17 protein-coding genes are annotated in these 20,772 nt (G+C 45.6%); 5 read left to right on the forward strand and 12 right to left on the reverse strand.

Going from position 1 to position 20,772, the window contains the following annotated elements; all coding sequences use genetic code 11:
- Positions 1-6 precede the first annotated feature (6 nt).
- Positions 7-1,218, forward strand: coding sequence for an ABC transporter permease (locus tag AAA946_RS08685; RefSeq protein WP_338164504.1), 1,212 nt, complete (start codon positions 7-9; stop codon positions 1,216-1,218).
- Complete coding sequence (locus tag AAA946_RS08690; RefSeq protein ID WP_338164505.1) at positions 1,215-2,354, forward strand: ABC transporter permease; 1,140 nt, start codon at positions 1,215-1,217, stop codon at positions 2,352-2,354. The genes AAA946_RS08685 and AAA946_RS08690 overlap by 4 nt, the downstream gene beginning before the upstream one ends.
- A gap of 75 nt (positions 2,355-2,429) precedes the next feature.
- Here the strand turns inward: AAA946_RS08690 and AAA946_RS08695 are convergent, their stop codons facing one another.
- The 7 genes from AAA946_RS08695 to AAA946_RS08725 all read right to left on the reverse strand — a co-directional run bounded on the left by AAA946_RS08695 (position 2,430) and on the right by AAA946_RS08725 (position 11,674).
- Positions 2,430-3,731, reverse strand: coding sequence for a dicarboxylate/amino acid:cation symporter (locus AAA946_RS08695; RefSeq protein WP_338164506.1), 1,302 nt, complete (start codon positions 3,729-3,731; stop codon positions 2,430-2,432).
- A gap of 344 nt (positions 3,732-4,075) precedes the next feature.
- Positions 4,076-4,693 (reverse strand): FKBP-type peptidyl-prolyl cis-trans isomerase N-terminal domain-containing protein, encoded by a 618-nt coding sequence (locus tag AAA946_RS08700; RefSeq protein ID WP_338164507.1) that lies wholly within the window; start codon positions 4,691-4,693, stop codon positions 4,076-4,078.
- 120 nt (positions 4,694-4,813) lie between these two features.
- Positions 4,814-6,634: a class I poly(R)-hydroxyalkanoic acid synthase gene (gene phaC / locus AAA946_RS08705; protein ID WP_338164508.1), complete on the reverse strand. Its 1,821-nt coding sequence runs from the start codon at positions 6,632-6,634 to the stop codon at positions 4,814-4,816.
- Between the two features lie 95 nt (positions 6,635-6,729).
- On the reverse strand, positions 6,730-7,077 hold the full coding sequence (locus AAA946_RS08710; RefSeq protein WP_042472759.1) for a phasin family protein: 348 nt from the start codon (positions 7,075-7,077) through the stop codon (positions 6,730-6,732).
- Between the two features lie 78 nt (positions 7,078-7,155).
- On the reverse strand, positions 7,156-8,361 hold the full coding sequence (locus tag AAA946_RS08715) for an acetyl-CoA C-acetyltransferase (RefSeq protein WP_338164509.1): 1,206 nt from the start codon (positions 8,359-8,361) through the stop codon (positions 7,156-7,158).
- 18 nt (positions 8,362-8,379) lie between these two features.
- Positions 8,380-9,120 carry an SDR family oxidoreductase gene (locus AAA946_RS08720; RefSeq protein ID WP_338164510.1) on the reverse strand — a complete coding sequence of 247 codons (741 nt, stop codon included), beginning with the start codon at positions 9,118-9,120 and terminating at the stop codon, positions 8,380-8,382.
- Positions 9,121-10,030: 910 nt separating this feature from the next.
- Positions 10,031-11,674, reverse strand: coding sequence for a methyl-accepting chemotaxis protein (locus AAA946_RS08725; protein WP_338164511.1), 1,644 nt, complete (start codon positions 11,672-11,674; stop codon positions 10,031-10,033).
- A gap of 239 nt (positions 11,675-11,913) precedes the next feature.
- On the opposite strand from AAA946_RS08725, the gene AAA946_RS08730 reads away from it, so the two are divergent.
- Positions 11,914-14,349, forward strand: a complete 2,436-nt coding sequence (locus AAA946_RS08730) for an ATP-binding protein (protein WP_338164512.1) — start codon at positions 11,914-11,916, stop codon at positions 14,347-14,349.
- Positions 14,350-14,430: 81 nt separating this feature from the next.
- Here the strand turns inward: AAA946_RS08730 and AAA946_RS08735 are convergent, their stop codons facing one another.
- Entirely contained in the window at positions 14,431-16,251 is a 1,821-nt protein-coding gene (locus tag AAA946_RS08735) for a PhoX family protein (RefSeq protein ID WP_338165807.1), read from the reverse strand.
- Between the two features lie 252 nt (positions 16,252-16,503).
- On the opposite strand from AAA946_RS08735, the gene ggt reads away from it, so the two are divergent.
- Positions 16,504-18,261: a gamma-glutamyltransferase gene (gene ggt, locus AAA946_RS08740; protein ID WP_338164513.1), complete on the forward strand. Its 1,758-nt coding sequence runs from the start codon at positions 16,504-16,506 to the stop codon at positions 18,259-18,261.
- A 16-nt stretch (positions 18,262-18,277) separates the two neighbouring features.
- Here the strand turns inward: ggt and AAA946_RS08745 are convergent, their stop codons facing one another.
- Positions 18,278-18,811 (reverse strand): GNAT family N-acetyltransferase, encoded by a 534-nt coding sequence (locus AAA946_RS08745; RefSeq protein WP_338164514.1) that lies wholly within the window; start codon positions 18,809-18,811, stop codon positions 18,278-18,280.
- A gap of 42 nt (positions 18,812-18,853) precedes the next feature.
- On the reverse strand, positions 18,854-19,192 hold the full coding sequence (locus AAA946_RS08750) for a zinc ribbon domain-containing protein YjdM (protein WP_338164515.1): 339 nt from the start codon (positions 19,190-19,192) through the stop codon (positions 18,854-18,856).
- Positions 19,193-19,440: 248 nt separating this feature from the next.
- Between AAA946_RS08750 and AAA946_RS08755 the strand changes: the two genes are divergently transcribed.
- Entirely contained in the window at positions 19,441-19,914 is a 474-nt protein-coding gene (locus tag AAA946_RS08755; protein WP_338164516.1) for a peroxiredoxin, read from the forward strand.
- Between the two features lie 58 nt (positions 19,915-19,972).
- Here AAA946_RS08755 and AAA946_RS08760 read toward each other — a convergent pair whose 3' ends face one another.
- Positions 19,973-20,122 (reverse strand): hypothetical protein, encoded by a 150-nt coding sequence (locus tag AAA946_RS08760; protein ID WP_338164517.1) that lies wholly within the window; start codon positions 20,120-20,122, stop codon positions 19,973-19,975.
- Positions 20,123-20,192: 70 nt separating this feature from the next.
- Positions 20,193-20,747, reverse strand: a complete 555-nt coding sequence (locus AAA946_RS08765; RefSeq protein WP_338164518.1) for a nucleotidyltransferase family protein — start codon at positions 20,745-20,747, stop codon at positions 20,193-20,195.
- Positions 20,748-20,772: the final 25 nt, after the last annotated feature.

Consider the following 20,772-nt stretch of genomic DNA (forward strand, 5'->3'; position numbering starts at 1 on the left):
CGCGATATGCCACACGGTACACTCCATTCTTCATCTAAAGCGACAGGTTATAGTGTCGAAAAGCGCAAGCTAGTCAAAAGCCACTTCCGTAGCCAGTGGCATCTACTGCGGCGCGACAAATGGCTATTGTCGTGCCTCACTTGGGTGCCGGTTGTTTTGTGTCTATCTATCTACTGGATATTTTCTCAAGGGATAGCCAACAGCTTGCCGATTGGCGTGGTAGACCAAAGCCAGAGTACATTATCGCAAAAACTTGTCCGTAACTACGATGCTACATCAATGCTCAGTGTCGACCATCAGTATAACGACATCGGGGCCGCCAAAACGGCGCTGATAGATGGCGATATTTATGCGATTTTGTATATTCCCTATGGTTTCGATAAGTCGATAGTCAAATCCATGCCGCCGCAGGTCACGCTGTTTTACAACAGTCAGTATATCCTGGTAGGTCGGTTGATTAATTCGGCTGCGTTACAAGCTCAAGGTACGTTTAACGCTCAAGTTGATATTGTCAAAGCTCTGGCTAAAGGCAACACCACTGGAGCGGCGGCCGCAGGCAAAGCGGTGTCGGTGCGAACGCAAATCACACCTCTATTCAACAAGGGTACCAACTACGCGCAATTTCTGGTGACGGCCATCGTCCCCGCCATTTGGCAAATCGCGATCGTCTCCTTTACGGTGCTGGTTCTCAGTGCTAACTACCGGGTAGCGGGCATCAAGCCTTGGCTTGGTGAAAGTCAGCAGCTTCGCCGTTTGACAGCGACACTTGTGCCCTACTTTGTCTGGTTCTCGACACTGGGATTTGCATTTCTGGTTTGGTTCTATGACATCATAGGCTGGCCCATGGAGGGTAGCTGGTTAGTGCTTATCATCGCTCAACTGGTCACTACCGTCGCTTGTACGATCATGGGCGCGCTGTTTTTCTTTTTAACATGTGATGCTGCACGTGCCATGAGCTTTGCTGGTGCCTTTACCGCACCAAGTTTTGCTTTTATGGGTATTACCTTCCCTGCAACGGACATGAATCCATTGGCGCTGTTTTGGCGTGAGCTACTTCCCATCAGTCACTATATTGAAGTTCAAGTTAGTCAGGCAAGCTATGGTGTGCATGCGGCCCAATCCTTAATGCATTTAACACCGATGCTTGGCTATGCGCTCCCCCTTGGACTCACCGCTTTGCTGATCAAAAAGCATCTCAGTAAGGAGTTGTCTGCATGACATTACTGGAACACATCAAACTCGAACTTCGGGCAATCTTAACCAATCCAGTTGTGGTGCTGACCGTGTTCGGTGGCGTAATATTTTATTCGTTTCTGTATCCGTTGCCTTACAGTCAACAAACCCCGCGCGAACAGCCTATTTCCGTTGTTAACCTCGATCAGAGCCAAACGAGCTATCAATTGGAAAGGATGGTTGATGCGACACCCAATGTTCATGTGGTGCAACGTGACCACACCATTGAAGACGCCAAGAATGCATTTATCAATGGTGAGATTACTGGTTTCTTGGTGATCCCAGAACATTTCTATAAAGACTTGATGCTAGGTAAAAGCCCAGTGCTGGCCTATGCGGGTGATGCGTCTTTGTTTTTGGTTTATGGTACCGTTGTCGAAGGCTTAGCGCAGGCAGGTGGCACATTAGCGGCTAAGGCAAAAGTGGCCAAGCTTATTATTGATGGCGTGCCTCTGGAGCTCGCTAGCCAGCAGTATTCCGCCACAATACTCAATGCTAAGCCGACCTTTAACCCACGAATGGGATATGTAGATTACGTCGTGCCTGCGGTGTTTGTGTTGATACTGCAGCAAACACTCGCTATGGCGTCGGGGTTAGTCGGTGGTACTCAAAGACAAGGTAAAGGTTATTGGAGTGCACGCCCGGTAATGACCGTTATTGCAGTGCGAAGTCTGGTGCTAACATTGATCTACTACTTGCTAGGAATGTTCTACTTTGGCGCCAGTTTCGATATATACGGTATTAGTAAGCTAGCGAATCCATTCGAGATGCTGACGTTGATGCTGCCATTCTTTTTAACGTCTTGCTTTATCGGTATCTTACTCGGCGCCCTCACGCCAAGACGTGAGCTAGTCACCGTACTGGTTCTGATAAGCTCTATGCCACTTATATTCTCTGCCGGATTTATTTGGCCAGTAGAGATGTTACCGGCCCCGATGCAATGGTTTGCAGCTCTGTTTCCCACTCAGGCAGCGATCAGTGGTTTCTTAAAACTCAATCAAATGGGTGCAGAATGGCACCAAATTCGCGAGCATTGGAATCATCTTTGGTTGCTAGCCGCGATTTGGGGCACATTAGCAACCTACTGCTTTGGCAAATATCGTAGCCAACCTGCCAGCTAATTTAGAAACACTCACCAAACAAAAAAGGGTCAGTGACTATGCACTGACCCCTTTATTTATGAATTGATACCGCGCTTAACTGCGTACCAACTCAACTTTTTCTTCTTTCTCACCTGCCGCTGGGTCGTTGAACTTTTCAAGATCTAACGCACCTTCTGACTTAGCAACAATACACGTCACGGCACTGTCACCAGTGATATTAACTGCGGTACGAATCATATCAAGTAGACGGTCAACACCCATAATAAGTGCGATACCTTCCAATGGAAGACCAACTTGATTCAATACCATCGCAAGCATGATCAAACCCACGCCCGGAACACCAGCCGTACCAATTGATGCTAGAGTGGCTGTAAGGATAACCGTGAGATAATCACCCATGGTCAGATCGATATTAAATGCCTGAGCAATAAACGCCGTCGCCACACCTTGCATGATCGCCGTACCATCCATGTTGATGGTCGCGCCAAGTGGAATGGTAAACGAAGATACTTTGTTATCCACGCCTAAACGGTTTTGCGCAGTTTCCATCGTAACAGGGATGGTTGCGTTTGATGATGCGGTCGAGAACGCAAACATCACCGCATCTTCCATCTTCTTAAGGAAGGTGATTGGGCTTAGTCCAGTGAAAGACTTAAGCATCACGCTGTAGGTAACTAAGCCGTGTAGCAATAGCGTCGCTGTAAGCACTAGGAAGTACTCAGCTAGGTTTAAGATGGCACCCAAGCCAAGACCTGTGAACAGTTTCGCCATTAGGAAGAACACGCCGTATGGGGCGATATTCATCAATAGCGCAACAAGCTTCATGATCACGTCATTCAGATCGCGGAATGTCGCAGCAATGCGCTCTCCTGGCTCACCCGCTGCACTGATCGCGATACCGAATAGCACGGCAAACACGATAACTTGAAGGGTCTTACCTTCAGCCATAGCGCTGATAGGGTTGGTTGGGAACATATCGATGATAACCTGTCCCAATGATGGCGCTTCTGTCGCCGCAAATGAACTTGCTGCAGTTAGGTCGGCACCCGCACCTGGTTGGAATACCGTACCCATAGTGAGGGCCAACGTAATGGCAATTGCTGTTGTAGCAACATAGAATAGAACTGTCTTACCACCTAAACGGCCTAGTGTGGTGACGTCCTTGAGAGAGCTGGTACCGCACACAAGAGAGACAAATACCAGTGGGACAACGAGCATTTTCAAGCTGGCAATAAAGATCTGACCGCCAACCTCAAAAAGGCCGTTTACGATGTACGCGTCGACAAATCCGTTCTCAGCAAATAGACCTCGAATCGCGAAGCCTGTCAAAATACCTGCAACCATACCGATAATCACTCGGCTAGTGAGTGACATTGGTTTCTTTGCATTAGTCATAATTACTCCTTTTTTTTATAGTGCTTGTTGATGGAGACATCAAAAGCCGGAGCAGATTAGCAGTACCCTCTAGGAAATTAGAATCACAAATTTGTTTTCCGATCACACGACGTGACACAGATCACTTTAGTTGTTACCAATAGCGAGGCAAAGTCAGCATTAATTCTACAAATAACCAACATCACACCATAAAGAACAACCTATTTTAACCAATTAAGCATTATATTCTTTCCCATTTCAGATAAGTTTTATTTATTGGTAATTGTTATGTCAAGATTCAATGTCACCGACATGAAAAAGGCCAGCATTAAATGCTAGCCTTGCTGTCTACGCAGATATTTATACTACGGCGCTTTTATCGACTCTAATTTGATATCAAAGATAATTGCCGTTTCCGCCGGTACCGTTGGATGAGCATCTTCTTGATAGGCAAGATGAGAAGGGACATACAGTCGCCAAGTAGCGCCAATTGGCATTTCTTTAAGCGCAACAATCCATGCCACGGGCGCCTGATGCAGCATAACTGTCATTGGCTCTGGCAAATGTGCAGACCCATCAACTTGCTGACCGTTCAACAGCCAAGTCTTGTGGCGGATAAAAAATTGGCTACTCGGATCGGATTCTTGACGCTCACCACCTTCATCAATGATCTCATACTGAATACCTGAGCTATGAGTTTTGACTTGTTCACGTGCTGCGTTACGTTCAAAAAACGTTGCTTCAAATTGCTGTTTTTGCTGTAAGTGTTCAGCTTGAGCAAGCTTACGTTTCTCTTCCATCTCCTTTTTGAGCGCTTCCGCTTCACTTGGATCGAAAGGCCACGGTTTTTGCATAAACGCTTCCATGATCGCTTCTTGAATGATCTTGATGTTCATTTTTGGAAATGATTTTTGAGCAAGCTCCTTGGCAATTTCACGGCCATAAATGTAGCTTACTTTTTGTTCTAGTGTTTCGATTTCCATAACAACCTCTTGGATTCTGGTTATGGGTTTATCATACGTATCAACCTAGAAAAGAAAAGTATGTTACGGATACTCGAACTGAGCAGAAAAAGCTAAGGGCCGCAGTGGGCCCTTAATGATTTACGCTGTTTCAGACGTATCTGACTCGGTTTGCTCATTCGCATCGATAGGTTCGATGATTGGAAGGGTTTGAGCAACATACTCACCTGGCGCCGTGCCAAGTACTGGATAGTCATCATTGCCCACTGGGAATGGGTCAACTTGTTCTTCTGGAATATATTGGCCCAGCCATTCATTCCAGTGCAACCACCAAGAGCCTTTGTGGTGATCGGCGTTGTTAATCCACTCTTCCGCTGACTCATCCAGCGTTGAGTTTGTCCAAAAACCATACTTCTCTTTTTCTGGATGATTAACGATACCTGCGATATGCCCTGACTCACCAAGTACAAAGGTTTTATTACCCCCCATCTTCAAGGCACCGCGATACGTACCTTGCCACAAAGCAATATGGTCTTCTTTTGTGGAGATGAAATAGCTTGGAATACGAATCTTATCTAGGTCAATCCAAACGCCGCCAATTTTAACCCCTTTGTCAGCAATCAACTTGTTCTCTAAGTACAGTTGGCGTAGTAAGAAGTTGTGCGTCGCTGCCGCAACGTTGGTACTATCACTGTTCCAGTACAGCAAATCAAAATCGACGGGGCTATTGCCCTTGAGATAATTATCAACGTAGTAATTCCAGTACAAACTGTTCTCACGCAGTAAACTGAAGGTCACACTCAGAGAGCGACCGTCCATGTAACCCAGTGAATTGTTCTGAAGTTCTATTGCACGAATGATGGTATCGTTGATGTAGGCACCGACTTCACCAGGCTGGCTGAAGTCCAATAATGTAGTAAAGAAAGAAGCGGATACAATACGCTTCTTCATACGTTTTGCGGCATAGTAAGCCACGGTTGAAGCCAATACTGTGCCACCAATACAGTAGCCTGCAGCATTAATTTGATCTTTACCGGTAATGGACTCGATGGCCGCTACCGCTTTAACCACCCCTTCCGTTACATAGTCGCCAAATTCTACTTTGGCTTGCGAAGGACCAGGGTTTCGCCAAGACATCATAAATACTGAATGACCTTGCTCTAGCAGCCATTTCACCATCGAGTTCTTCTCACGAAGATCGAGGATGTAATACTTATTGATAAACGGCGGAACGATCAATAGCGGAGTGGCATTCACCTTTTCTGTCAGCGGACGGTATTGAATGAGCTCAAACAGCTCATTTTTAAATACCACATCCCCTGCTGTGTTCGCGACATGCTCACCAATCTGGAACGCATCTGTATTCGTCATGCGAATTTTCAGTACATCCGCGCTCGCTTCCATGTCTTCCTGAAACTGCTGCAAACCTGCGAGCAAGTTTTCACCATTTTGTTCAAGAGTGAGTTTTAGAAGCTCTGGGTTAGTCGCGATAAAGTTGGTTGGCGATAGAGCGTTTAGAGTTTGACGAGAGAAAAACGTGAGACGTTCTTTGATTTTTTCGTCCACACCTTCAACCGAGTTGATGGTATCGAGGTACGTTTTACTGAACAAAACGTAAGACTGTTTGATGAAGTTGTAAAACGCTTCTTCTTTCCACGCTTCGTCTTGGAATCGACGGTCGCCTTTTTCAACGTCAACAACTTGCTCATTACTGGCTTGCAACGCAACGCGTTGCCATATCTCGAGTTGTTGCATCCACCACTTAGTTTGCATATCCAACATTGCGGCGGGTTGCTTGGATGCCTTATCCATAAACTCTGCAGTATCCTCAGCATTGAGTTCCTGCATCGCTTTAGTCAGAGGGCTATTTACGGCTGCCTTGCCTTGCTCGAAGTCTTTCCACCATTGCTGGTTGCTCTCCTGCAGTTTCACAAGGTAGTCCGAAAAGAAGTTTTGGAACATAGCTAAAACCCTTTTCTTGGAAACAAAAAAGGTTGCGGGAACGAGTGCCCCCGCAACCCTCTATTTATAAGTATTCTATCTAAATACTAGCAAGGTTAAGCAGGTGTGCTCGCTTTAACCGCTTCAGTAGTAATCGCTTCTAGGTCTTCTTTAAACTCTTTCGCCACTTGTTGAAGCTTGTTGCTATCGTCCATCATCTGTTGTGACAAACGAGATAGCGTATTCAACTGTTGGCTATTGAAAACAGCGAGAGATGACACATCTTTGATCTCTGTTGCTGCCTTCATTTGATTCACACCTAGCTCGCTGTATGCGCGCATAGCATTCAGTTGAAGATCCGTGAGCGTTTCAACATTTTTAGTCATGAGCTTGTTGAACTTAGTATAAGGTTCAAACGTTTTTTCAGACTGCTCGTTGATCACTTTGAAAATATCCGTGTACATAATCATTTCTCCTAAGAAATAAACATTCCAGTTTCTAAATCAAATCTATCCCAGTAAATTGGGCTTCCGACAACACAATTAACAGCGCTTAACAACGACTGCAGTTCCCATGCCACCACCTACACATAGAGAGGCAACACCTAGATCTTTGTTTTCTCGTAGCATCTCGTGAATCAAAGTCACGATAATGCGATTACCTGACGCACCCAGTGGATGACCTAAGGCAATTGCTCCACCATTAGGGTTTGCACGTTGCAAAATTGACTCTGCTGACACGCCGTGCTCAGATGCTAAATTCCTAATCACACCAAGAGCTTGAGCCGCAAAGGCTTCGTTGAGTTCAAATACGTTTACATCCGAAATGGTCAGCTCAGCCTTCGCCAATGCATCGGTCACCGCTTGCACTGGGCCCAAGCCCATAATCTCGGGTTCTAGACCCGTTTGAGCACTCGCCACCAGCTCGCAAAGTGGTGTTAGACCCAAACGTTCGACTGCCGACTCAGAAGCGACAATAAGTGCACTTGCACCATCATTGATCCCCGATGCATTACCAGCGGTCACACTACCTTCACGATCGAATGCTGGTCTCAACTTAGCCAGGCCTTCCATCGTTGCTTCCAATTTTGGATATTCATCTGTAGCAAACTCGATGACATTGCGACGGACTTTTACTTCAACCGGGACGATCTCTTGTTCAAACTTACCCGCCTCAATCGCCGCTACTGCCTTCTGTTGGCTGCTTAATGCATAGGCATCCTGATCATCGCGAGAAATATCCACTTGCTTGGCAATATTTTCTGCAGTTACACCCATGTGGTAAGCGTTAAATACATCTGTCAAACCATCGGAAACCAAAAGGTCTTTTGCCGTCATGTCGCCCATTTTATGACCATTACGTGCTGTAGCTGGCATAGCAAATGGAATTTGTGACATCACCTCAACTCCAGCCGCAACCACTACTTCAGCTTCGCCGGCTTTGATGTGTGATGCAGCGTCCATTAAGGTTTTCATGCCACTGCCACAAACCATATTTAACGTATAAGCCGGGACTTTTGCAGGAATACCAGCCTTAATGGATGCTTGTCGTCCAATACCCATACCTTGATTAGCACTGACCACATTACCGACAATCACCTCATCGATATCATCTACTGATATTGCCGTTGACTCTAACGCGCCTTTAATTGCGACTGCCGCCAAGTCACCCGCTGAAATATTTTTAAGGGTACCGCCAAAACTACCAATTGCAGTACGCTTTGCTGCAACTATAAAAACTCTTTCCATTATTATCCCTTATTAGCATTACGCCATGTATAAGCCGCCGTTGATAGCGATAGTTTCACCTGTGATATAACCTGCCTCGTCACTTGCTAAATAAGCCACTGACGCTGCAATTTCTTCTGGCTTCGCTAAACGTTTTAGAGGAATAGTGCTTTTGATTGAATCCAAGACTTCTTCTCGCATGGCTTCAACCATAGGTGTACCGGTATAGCCCGGCGCCACAACATTCGCAGTAACGCCAGCGCGGGCACCTTCTGCAGCCAGAGCTTTAGTAAAACCGATCATGCCTGCTTTTGCTGCAGCATAGTTTGTTTGACCAAACTGACCTTTTTGTCCGTTTACCGATGAGATATTGATGACGCGGCCATTGCCTTTTTCGCACATGGCAGCAAAGAGAGGTTGGGTTACGTTGAATACGCTATTGAGGTTAGTGTTAATGACATCAAACCAGTTATCCGATGACATTTTTTTAAATTGGCCGTCACGAGTAATGCCTGCGTTATTAACAACAAGGTCAAACGTACCTTCTTCTTGTTGCAATAGCCCTAGCTTTTCCTTGCACTCTTCAGTATTCGTCACATCGAGTTCGAACAATCGAACCTGATCTTCTGTAAAGCCTTTCTCATCGAACCAACGTTTAGCACAATCATAATTGCCTGTACTAAATGTAGCGATAAGCCGATAGTCTTGTTCAACGAGTTTCGAAGAGATAGCAGAACCAATTCCGCCTTTTGATCCCGTAATTATTGCGAGCTTTTTCATTGGTGACTCCATTCCTAGCAACTAGCTTTATTAGCTATTTTATAAAAATTAAAATCAGACGACATAGTGCGTGTTTTTACTTAGCTGACTTTTATTATTGAAATTACACAGCTTTTATTACGCTTTGACTTTTAAATATAAATTTAAAGGAAACTTAATAATTGACCATCGATTATTTTAGTTACGCCCTCTAAAGTTGATCATTATCACAAATAACCATGCAAACGCCGCTTTCACATTTAGTTTGTAAATCATTATTACAACATCTTAGTAACCTATTGAATAAAAAGGAAATAAACATATACTGATATTCATATCAGTATATTAACCCCAAAGCCATTGCACTAAATATGTGCATTCAATCGTAAATTAAGTACAAGAACAATAATAAACATGAACCGCTAATTAATAGAGTTATCTTATTAACCCCCTGAAATAGCTATGTATTCAAATAGAGTCATTACGTCGACATTTAACAATATAATAACAATATTTCACATATCAAAAACAACCGCCCCAAAATGGGTCGCATAGTGTTTCATCGCGGGGCTTTGCAAAATAACGTGAGCAAATTCACCCACAAAAGGCAAGGCCAATACCAACAGAAACTTTAGAGAGTAGTCGCAAATTGAAATATGTACAGTTTCAACATGCCGTGCTTATCAAAAACCGGGCTAGACCAAAACAGCACATCGATATCTGATGCCCGTTGGGCCTGTTTCAACATTAGAGTTGTTAGTGGACTCAACTAGCAAATTAACCACGGTAGCGTATTTATAGTCCGTTAATAGAGAAGGGGTGTGGGGAAGTGTTAGTATGTGACTCTAGACTGATTGCCCTAGCCTCCCCTTATTAACGATAAGAGGAGGTGCTAGGGATTGATTATTCACGCTTTCAACAGCGCTTATCTTTATACCCTAAATTGTCCAACTACCTCATCTAGACTTTGACAACGCTGCTCTAAGCCAACACAGGAAACTTCTGCTCGCTTAATGATTTCTGCCATTTTATGGCTATCCTCAGCAATTTTCTGAATACTCGCATTGAGCTCACCGCTCACAGATGTTTGTTGCGATGCCGCTGTTGCAATATGCGTGTTCATTTCATTGATGATACCAACAGAGTACGAAATCTCACCCAGTGCGCTAGATGCACTTTGCACAAGAGCGATGGTCTGTTCACTAGTTGAACGGCTCGATTCCATTGCATGCACAACGACACTGGTCCCCTCTTGAAGGCGCTCAATCATGGTTTGGATATCGCCAGTGCTTTCTTGTGTTTTACTTGCCAATGAACGTACTTCATCAGCAACAACCGCAAAGCCACGTCCTTGCTCACCAGCGCGTGCAGCTTCAATCGCTGCATTCAATGCCAACAAGTTGGTTTGCTCTGCAATGCCACGTATAACGTCCAGTACAGAGACAATGTTAGTGACATCTTGATTTAGGCGCTGTACGCTTTCCTCGGCAGAGGATATCTCAACAGCTAGCCCTTGGATCGAAGTGACAGTGTCACCAATTCCGCGATTTGCTACCGCTGCTTCTTCGGCACTTCTATCGGTCGCTTGTGCGGCTTCTTGAGCATTCTGGCTTACATTCTCACTAGTAACTCGCATCTCATTGATGGCCGTAGCAACCATGTCGCTCTCTTGCTGTTGAGACTGTGAAGATTCGGTGATTTCGGAGGCAAGCATTATCAAATCTTGTGTTTGCTGTCTTACCTGAGAGGTTGACTCAATCACTTCCGTAACTGTGGTTTGGATCTTGCCAACAAAAAGGTTAAATGATTGACCAAGACGCCCTATTTCATCTCCTGACGTCACATCCACACGGCGCGTCAAATCACCTTCACCCGAAGCGATGTCAGCCATGGATTGCTCTAAACGTTGAATTGGACTAACGATAAGCCTCGTAACCCAAGCTGCCAATGCCAATGCAATAACGATCGCCATCAGTGTACCGACTTCGATGGCAAACTCGGCCTCTTTCACCGCTTTGTCACTATCAATACGCGCCTGATCCTGAAGTCTTTCCATTTCATTGAGAATGACTTTGAGATCACCTCTCATCGCTGTAAACAAGTCCACTAATTGCTCTTTGTTTTCAGCAAACGCCACCATAGACCGCTCTGGATCGACAAACATCGCTTCATAGCCAGACACAAACGACTTCGTGTCGCTTAGCAAAGTATCGAGATAAGGTTGGAAACGCGAATCCAGAATACCCAAGTCGATAAGCTGCTGAACCTTTTCAACTCGAGGTACCGCATTATAAGCATTATCTTCAAACTCGAACTTCTGCTTATCAAACTCGATAGGGTCACCTTTGGCGACCAGCATTGCGTAGCTCGCTCCGACGACTTGGTAGTAGTCGCGATAAGCATCCTCTAATGAGTTCATTACCGGGGTTATTTGATCGTTGAGCTGGTCATTAATCGCTGCTTGTTTGTTGAACAGCAATACATTGTAAACCGCGAGACCACTAAAGATCACCGCCATCAACAACACAGGAAGCAACATTTTCAGCCTGAGGCTGGTATTGTCAAACCATTGCATACATTACTCCAAATTATTAGGCTTTTATTATCTCCCTATGTTATCGCCTGCTTTCTCTTTGGCTTTAGGGTATAGCACCCCGTATGTTAGATAAGTCGCACATATTTGCAAAATGATAGGTTTAATCCGACAAGTAACCGACTGATTTATAGAAATTAAGCGTTAATGTTTCATTTTCGTTACAGCCCACAATGCGCTAAACTGAAGCCTGTTTGCTGTCATAACAAGGATGCTAGGCTATGCCAAACCGTCGTTCAGACACGTCTCAATCGCTTCGCAAGATACTTATTTCAGGCGCATCTGCCATCATGGCGCTGCTGGCCATTTTCTTTTACATAGAACGCTCGTTTGACTCAACCAAACAGCAGCTAATTCAATTACAAAAAGATGTTCTCCAAACGGCCAACACCATGCTCATGATGCGTCGGCACGAAAAGGATTTTATTTCCCGCGTTGAAAATCAATATCTTGAAAAGATGGAGAAGGATTATCAGAGTATTCTGTCCCAGATTGGCCAAATTAACATCGGTGTGATTGAGTCTGGCATCGACATTGACTACAACGGCCAGCAAGCTCTGGCAGATATCGATGCTTACACTCAGAGGTTTTTCAAGCTCGCCGATTTGGTTCTTGTCATTGACGGCGCAAAGAAAGATCACGGGCTAATTAAGCATTTCAAAAATAAGGCTTTGGCATTCGAGCATGCTCTTATCCGTGCCAACTCAAACAGCATTGATTACAAGGTACTGACAACAAAAGAGTTAATGTATCAGTTTTTCACGACGTTTGACCCAGCCGTTTTACTCCGCATTGATCGTAGTCTTGCTCAGATTGAGCAGGCTATCACAGAGGAGCAGCTTGGCTTTAACACCTTTAGTCAGTTTAAAGAATTTCGCCTCGCGTTCTATGCGCTTCAGGGCGCTTACGAAGAATTTGGCTACTCACACCAGCAAGGAGAACTGGGGGCCCTTCGTACGACCATCCATCAACTGGAAAAGTCACTTAACACCTTGTTCGATGATTTACCCCCATTAATCACCGCAAAGCTGAGTGAATACGAAACCTATCGGCTTACCTCTGCCATAGCGTTGGTTGTCGCCATAATTTTGGTATTGCTCATCATTACTCAGCGTGTGACAGCACTAGAGAAACAACTCATTCAAGCGCGTAAAGAGGAAGCTCAAGCAAGCAAAGCGAAAAGCGCATTTCTCGCCAACATGTCTCATGAAATTCGTACACCACTAAATGGCATTTTGGGAATGACCGAAATTTTGGCAGATACACCATTATCTGCCAATCAAAAGGATCACTTAGAAACGATTAACGCGTCGTCACAAACGCTGCTTATGCTCATTAATGACATTCTTGACCTGTCAAAAATAGAATCCGGACACTTAGAGATCTGCCCTCATACCACAGCCATCAAAGAAACAATCTTCGATACTGCCGCTCTTATCGCTCCCAAAGCACAGCAAAAATCCTTGGACATCGTCATCGATATAGATCCGAAAGTACCGGACTACGTTCAAGCCGATGAGCAAAAAGTACGCCAAACGCTGATGAACCTTGCTTCTAATGCCATCAAGTTCACGAACTCTGGTCGCATCACTTTTACCTTAAAGGCAATTCAAGCCACAGAAACTGACGTTACCCTCGGTTTTTCGGTCGCTGACACAGGTATCGGCATCGAGACTGAAAAACAACAACATGTCTTTGAAGAGTTTAAGCAAGAAGATGTCGCCACATCAAAGCAATACGGTGGAACCGGATTAGGGCTAGCAATCTGCGCTAAGATGGTAGCAATGATGGGCGGTAACATCGCGCTTCAATCTGAAAAGGGAAAAGGCAGCCAGTTTAGCTTTGCCCTTACCTTCAAACGTGACTCACACAGCATCCATAGTGAGATGGATAAGACCATTGGCTATCTGTCCTCTACTCCCAATACGCTATTGGTCAACGAATTCAAACGTTTTGGCTGCGAACTCAACCAGTTTTCGAATATAGAAAAAGCCATCAACCAGTCGGCGAGCACTGCCATACTTGTCTTGGATGATGAACAGCATATTGCAGCGCTGAAAGCTGCAAACAAATCTCTGCCGATTGTACTGGTACGCGACAATAAACATGCCGCTGAGAATGCAGACATCAATGTCGACGGCTACATCACCCACCCGCTATTTGGGCATCGTCTAATGAGGATACTGCGACAGGTAAAGCTTGATAGCCACAAAGCCAATAGTGCCAGTAACGATGAACCCTCATTAAACGAGAATGAACGCTCCAACCGTCGTCATTTCAAAATACTGGTGGTCGAAGATAATAAAGTGAACCAACAAATTGTTAGCCTAAACCTGAAGAAGCTCTCAATTGACTTTGTTATTGCCAACAATGGGCAGGAAGCCGTAGACATCTACCAACAGCAACACAACTCCATTGGCCTAATTCTTATGGACTGTATGATGCCAGTTCTAGATGGTTTTGAAGCAACCAAAGCCATCCGCGAATTTGAACGCACGAATGAAGTGAAGCAAACTCACATCATCGCCCTCACCGCGTCGGTACTCGACGATGACATTAAGCGATGTTATGACAGTGGTATGGACGACTATCTTCCTAAGCCATTTAAGCGCGATATCCTAATGGAGAAGCTTGATGCTCGCATTCAAGCATCTTAGTTGAGAGGTATAGAATCTATAAATTAAAGGGAGGCGATATTATCGCCTCCCTTCTTTTTTCTATTATTTATTAGCTAACGACTACGCGCCGATGACGCCGCCATCTTTGCGTGTAATCATCATCACCGATGAACGCGGCACTGCATTACCACCTTCTGGGAAATGAGACGGTGCAAGATCTTCACCTGGATGCTGAACACCTACAAACATGGTTTTGTAATCTGGTGAGAAGGTCAAGCCAGTGATCTCACACGCAATAGGGCCGGTTAAGAAGCGGCGAATTTCTCCCGTTGCCGGATCGCTACACAACATTTGGTTGTTGCCCATACCTGCAAAGTCACCTTTGTTTGAGTACTTGCCATCTGTTTGAATCCACAAACGTCCTGACTTATCAAAACCAATGCCATCTGGGCTGTTAAACATGTTGTCTTTGTTAATGTTATCCGTGCCTGCCATCAAGCCAGACTGGTGGACTTCTGGGTTGCCTGCAATCACGTAGATATCCCACTCAAACGTATCAGACGTATGATTTCCAGCGGTAGGGTTCCAACGAACAATGTGCCCGTATGGATTTTTTTCACGCGGGTTAACTGCATTGATTGGCTGCGACTCTTTCACACCGCGATATTTGTTGTTGGTGAGTGTACAGAATACCGATTGGTTATCAGGGTGCACCGTTACCCACTCAGGGCGATCCATTGTCGTCGCACCGACTTGCGTCGCTGCCATACGAGCGAAAATCATAACTGATGCCGCATCTGGAAAGCCATTCTTTGGCGTTAAGCCATTCTTGCCCCAAGTCAATTCAAGCCACTCGCCTTTGCCTTTTAGCTCACCTTGCGTGCCTTCAAACTTAGCAACGTACAACGTACCCTCTTCCAATAGGTCACGATTCGATGCCGCACCTTCAACATACTTGTTCTTAGAAACAAACTTGTATAAGTGCTCGCCGCGCTCATCATCGCCCAGATAAACCACCACATGACCATCACCATTGATCGTTAACGCCGCATTTTCATGCTTAAATCGGCCTAGCGCACTGCGTTTTTTCGGTGTTGAATTCGGGTTCATCGGGTCAATTTCAACAACCCAACCGTGACGATGAGGTTCATTTGGCTCCTTGCCCATGTCAAATCGAGCATCATGCTTGTACCAATCGTAGCCACGATCTTTGGCCTTTAGCCCATAACGAGCATAGCTTTCACCTAGCTCAGAGCCTTTAGTATCAGCAAAATAGCCGTTAAAGTTTTCTTCACAAGTAAGGTATGTGCCCCATGGCGTTTGGCCATTCGCACAGTTGTTGAATGTACCTAAAATCTTCTTGCCTGATTTGTCTGCACTGGTCTTTAGTAGATCATGACCGGCAGCTACCCCTGTCATTTCCATCTCAGTATAAGCGGTCACGCGTCGGTTAAGACGTCCGTCTAGGTTGACTTGCCATTGACCGAAATTCTTTTTAAGTTCAATCACAGATACGCCATGTGCTGCTTGCGCTTTACGGGCATCGTCAGCAGTAATGCTTTGACCTTGGTGCGGATACAAGTATTCGTTGTTGGTATATTCGTTATTGACCACCAGCACCGCGCGATCATTATCAATTAAGAAAAACGTCATGCCATCATTGTTGTCACCAAACTGCATCTCTTGTGCTTTGGAGTCATTGTTCTGACTAAAAGCAGGCGCACCTTTTTTAATCGCATCTCCCCATGAAATAAGCACGTCCGCTTGGTAGCCTTCTGGAACCGTAACAGCATCTGAAGTCGAAATCGGAATAGCATCAAAACCCATCAGCGCCGACGACGCAGGTTTTACACTTGCTACTGCTTGACTTAATGGCGTTGCGGCAAAAAAGCCAACGGCAGCAGCCGCCCCAGTTCCTTTTAGAAATCCTCGGCGCGACATCGCTGCATCGACAAACTTATTAAATTCTGGTTCTTGATCGAGTGAACGCTGATCATCGTCGTTATTAAATTGGCTCACGTTGACTTCCTTTTATACTAAACTTCGTAACTGGTAAGTTACTGTAATAATTCACGCATAATTGTGATCCCGAGTCATGACAACCGCGTTACATTTCTTTGGCAAATAGATGTCAGTAACTTATTTTTATACCTTAAGCATTCAGTCAGAATTCCACATTTATAAGGATAGTTTATGGCGCATCAGCTAAAACGGCTTGTCCCCCTCGTGACTTTGTTTACCTCCCTCTCGGCCTTAGCAAATTCTCAAGCAACGGATGCATTTACTCCAGAAATCGCCACAGGATTAAACAAAAAGTCACTTGTCGTCAGTCAAGATTGGATGGTTACAGCCGCTAACCCGACTGCGACCAACGCAGGTGCGAACGTACTTGAACAAGGTGGTAATGCCATTGATGCGATGGTCGCTATTCAACTTATGCTGGGGCTTGTAGAGCCTCAATCGAGCGGCATTGGCGGCGGATCTTTTTTGGTGTATTGGGATAGCAAACAATCAAGGCTCACCACTTATGATGGGCGAGAAACGGCGCCTGCTGCCGTCGATGGTGACCTTTTCATTGCCGACAACGGCAAGCCGATGGGCTTTTTTGACGCCGTCGTTGGTGGTCGCTCGGTCGGTACACCGGGTACCGTAAAACTTCTATGGGACGTACATCAAAAGTACGGTAAGTTGGATTGGAAACAAATCGTCGAGCCTATCGCAGAGCAAGCAGAACAAGGCTTTGTGATTAGCGCCCGACTCGCAAAACTGATAGCAAATGACGTGACCTTCCTTGCTAAACATCCTGATACTGCTCGCTATTTCTTGCAAAGCGACGGCTCACCGAAAACCCAAGGCACGCTACTCAAAAACCCACAATATGCGCAAACTCTGCGACTGATGGCGGCTAAGGGCAGCGATGGCTTCTACAAAGGGCCAGTGGCGGAATCTATGGTCAGTGCCGTTCAAAGTCAGTCGAAAACCAACCCTGGGCTGCTAACGCTTGACGATTTGACTGGTTATCAAGTTGCAGAGCGCAGCGCAGTCTGTGCACCTTATAAGCAGTTCGATATTTGTGGGATGGGGCCACCGAGTAGCGGCGCACTGACTCTAGGGCAAATTATGATGCTCACCGAACCACATAAGCTCGATAAACTCGGTAGCGACAACCCGATTAGTTGGCAGATTTTAGCGGACGCTTCAAGGCTGGCCTTCGCTGACCGAGGATTGTATATGGCGGACAGTGATTATGTTGATGTGCCTGTAACGGGCTTGCTTGATTCTAACTACATGCGCTCACGCAGCGAACTCATTACACCAAATCGTGCGTTAGCATCTGCGGCAGCCGGTACTCCACCTTCTGTTAATACGGGCAGCCTTGCGGCCGATCAAAGTCTTGAGCTACCTTCAACCACGCACTTTAATGTGGTCGATAGCGAAGGCAATGTCGTGTCAATGACCTCTTCAATCGAGAATGTGTTTGGTTCACGAGTCATGGCTAGCGGTTTTCTTCTCAACAATGAACTTACTGACTTTTCGTTTGTGGCCGAAAGCAACGGCAAACCCGTTGCCAATCGCGTAGAACCCAACAAAAGACCTCGCTCATCGATGGCACCCACTATTGTCATGGAACAAGGGAAGCCTTACATGGCTATTGGTTCACCGGGTGGGAGCCGCATCATTGGCTATGTCGCTCAGACTCTAATAGCACATTTAGATTGGGGCATGACCATTCAAGAAGCGATAGACCAACCGAGAATGATCAATCGATTTGGTGAGATGGATATTGAAATCGATACACCACTGACAGAATACGCACAGCAGTTTGAGAAGATGGGCTTTAAAGTGAAAGCTCGTGAACTCAACTCGGGCCTGCACGCGATTAGAATTACTTCAGAGGGACTTGAGGGAGCGGCCGATCCGCGTAGAGAAGGTGTCGCGATCGGGAAATAATACGTTTAGCGTCATGTTAAGACGTGAGCAGACATTCAAACTGAGCTAGATGCAATGTTTCACCCTTGATTCGCACTGGCTCAGTTCGTGCCGAGACTCTGTTGAAACCTGACTTCTCTAATACTCGCGTGGACGCAGGATTGTTGGTCGCGGCTTTCGCAAAGACAAGTCGCACACCGTAATCGTTATGAAGGAGTTGCAGCACTCTAGCCACAGCGAAAGAAGCTACGCCTTGCTGTTGGTAGTCTTCCCCTACTCGATAACCTAACTCACATTCTTTAGAAGCACACTCTCCATGAGCGGACTCCCCTGTAGTAAGTTGGGTCGCATTTATCCGCGCAATAATTTTATCGGAGTCAACAACGACAAAAAATAGACTGGTTTCCTGCTCTTGCTCTTCGAGCAGAGCTTGCTGAGCATGACAGAACGATACGAAATTAGAGTAGCTAGAAGGCCTTGCTGGAACAAACTGTTCAAACCACGCTTTGTTTTCTTGTTCAAAATCGAATAGCACACCAAAATGCTGTGCATTGAGTCGCTCAACATCCATTCTTGCTACCCCATATCCCTATTAGCGCTTTAGCTTCGATTTTTAGCTGGCTTTTTTAACGAACTTAGCGGTGATCATCATCTCACCCACACCGTCAACTTTGCAATCCAATTGATGGTCTTTGCCATCAACAATGCGCCTTACCACCGCTTTAGTGCCAATTTTTAACACCAGCGAACTGCCTTTGACTTTCAGATCTTTGGCTATCGTGACACGGTCACCTTCTTCAAGTCGTGTGCCGTTAGCATCTTTGATGTTCAGTTCACTGTCCTCTGCAAGCTCTACAGGGTTCCATTCATGGGCACATTCAGGACAAATCAATTGGTTTTGGTCTTGATAGACATATTCAGATTGGCAGTTTGGGCAAGGAGGCAACGACATAACTTCATCAATTGTTTAGCAAATAGTGCGGGGTATTCTGCCTTATTACCACTTGCCTGTCGACCTTAGGCCTGCTATCAAACAACTCAACGACTACTGTTCCAACAGCTATTTTCAATAAGAACAGGACCCGCCTCACAATTATCACGTACCAAGCCTAAGAGGACGAACTACACTGAGTTCAACTTCGTACTCTAAACACTCCCTGCGGGGAATCATCGTTAGAACCAACAACAAGGAACCACGTTATGATTCAACAAGGTCAATCATTACCCGCCTCAACGCTTAGCGAACTCACGCCTGATGGCATGGTGAACCATGAGGTAGGAACACTATTCAAAGACAAGAAAGTCGTTCTATTTGCCGTTCCAGGCGCGTTCACACCAACCTGCTCGGAAGCTCACTTACCAGGGTTTATCGTCCTAGCGGATAAGTTAAAAGAGAAAGGTGTAGATCTGATCTGCTGCGTTTCGGTCAATGACGCCTTTGTGATGAAAGCATGGGGCGACTCTCAAAATGCGAGCGAACTGATGATGCTCGCAGATGGTGATGGCGCATTCACCAAAGCCATTGGCCTCGATATGGATACCGCTTCGTTTGGCGGCATTCGCTCTCTGCGCTACGCAATGATTGTCGATAGTGGCGTGGTAACCCAACTCAATGTCGAAGCACCGAGTCAATTTGAAGTCAGCACCGCTGAAGCCATTTTAGAAGCGCTGTAATCCTTACACGCTATGATGGTGAGCCTCTATCCAAGGGCTTCTTTACCATGGAGTTGTACTACCAAGGGACGCTCACCATCATGGCAATCAAGATACCCGCAGTAAAACTTGGCCAATGAAATCGACTACCTTGGGCTTTGTAATACTCTCGGCTAATCTCTTCTTGAAACGTCTTTGTCGCGAGTGTTTTATCGTAATTGTTTTGCATCGCCTGTCCTTTTTAGTTTTCCCTAAACACAGGCTAAGCGTAAAACCTCAAGTTACATTGAGGTCAACAACTAATTTTCACTCGAGTTACTTTTGATCACCTTAAGCTGTGGCCAATGCATCAGCCATCGTTTCTCATCGATTCGTTGCAGAAAGGTACTTTTGTTTCTTTTAGGGTTGTGCGTAATCTGGCCAGCTAAAAGTGTTTCAAAACCAAACGCTGAGATACATTCAAACTCATTTTCAGCTCGCTTTCTTATCCCTACTGCCGTCTCTTTCTCCGGCCAGAAGCTCATCGCATGTAATGTGCTCGTGTAAGGCTCGTCACCGTTTCTTTGGTGCATTAAAGCTTGGTTACGAACTTGCCATTCAAGTTGCGGCATGACTGTAGAAAGCTGATGCTGATAATCAAGGTAAGCGTTGGGGTTGGACTCACGGTCGTCAAAATAGACAACGTCGATATCATTGAGAGACGTTGCGACTGGCTTATTATGTAAATGATCCCAAACTAGATTTCTTACGAATCCTGCTGCGACATAACACTGAGGTAAATCGAGCCTACGGACTTGCTCTAATACCGCCAGTCTTATCGGGTCTTGCTTAATGAGATCAAGTATCTGTTGCATTGAGTAGTCCTAACGAGTAACGGAG

It is taken from the genome of Vibrio sp. 10N (genome assembly GCF_036245475.1).
Lineage (GTDB): Bacteria > Pseudomonadota > Gammaproteobacteria > Enterobacterales > Vibrionaceae > Vibrio.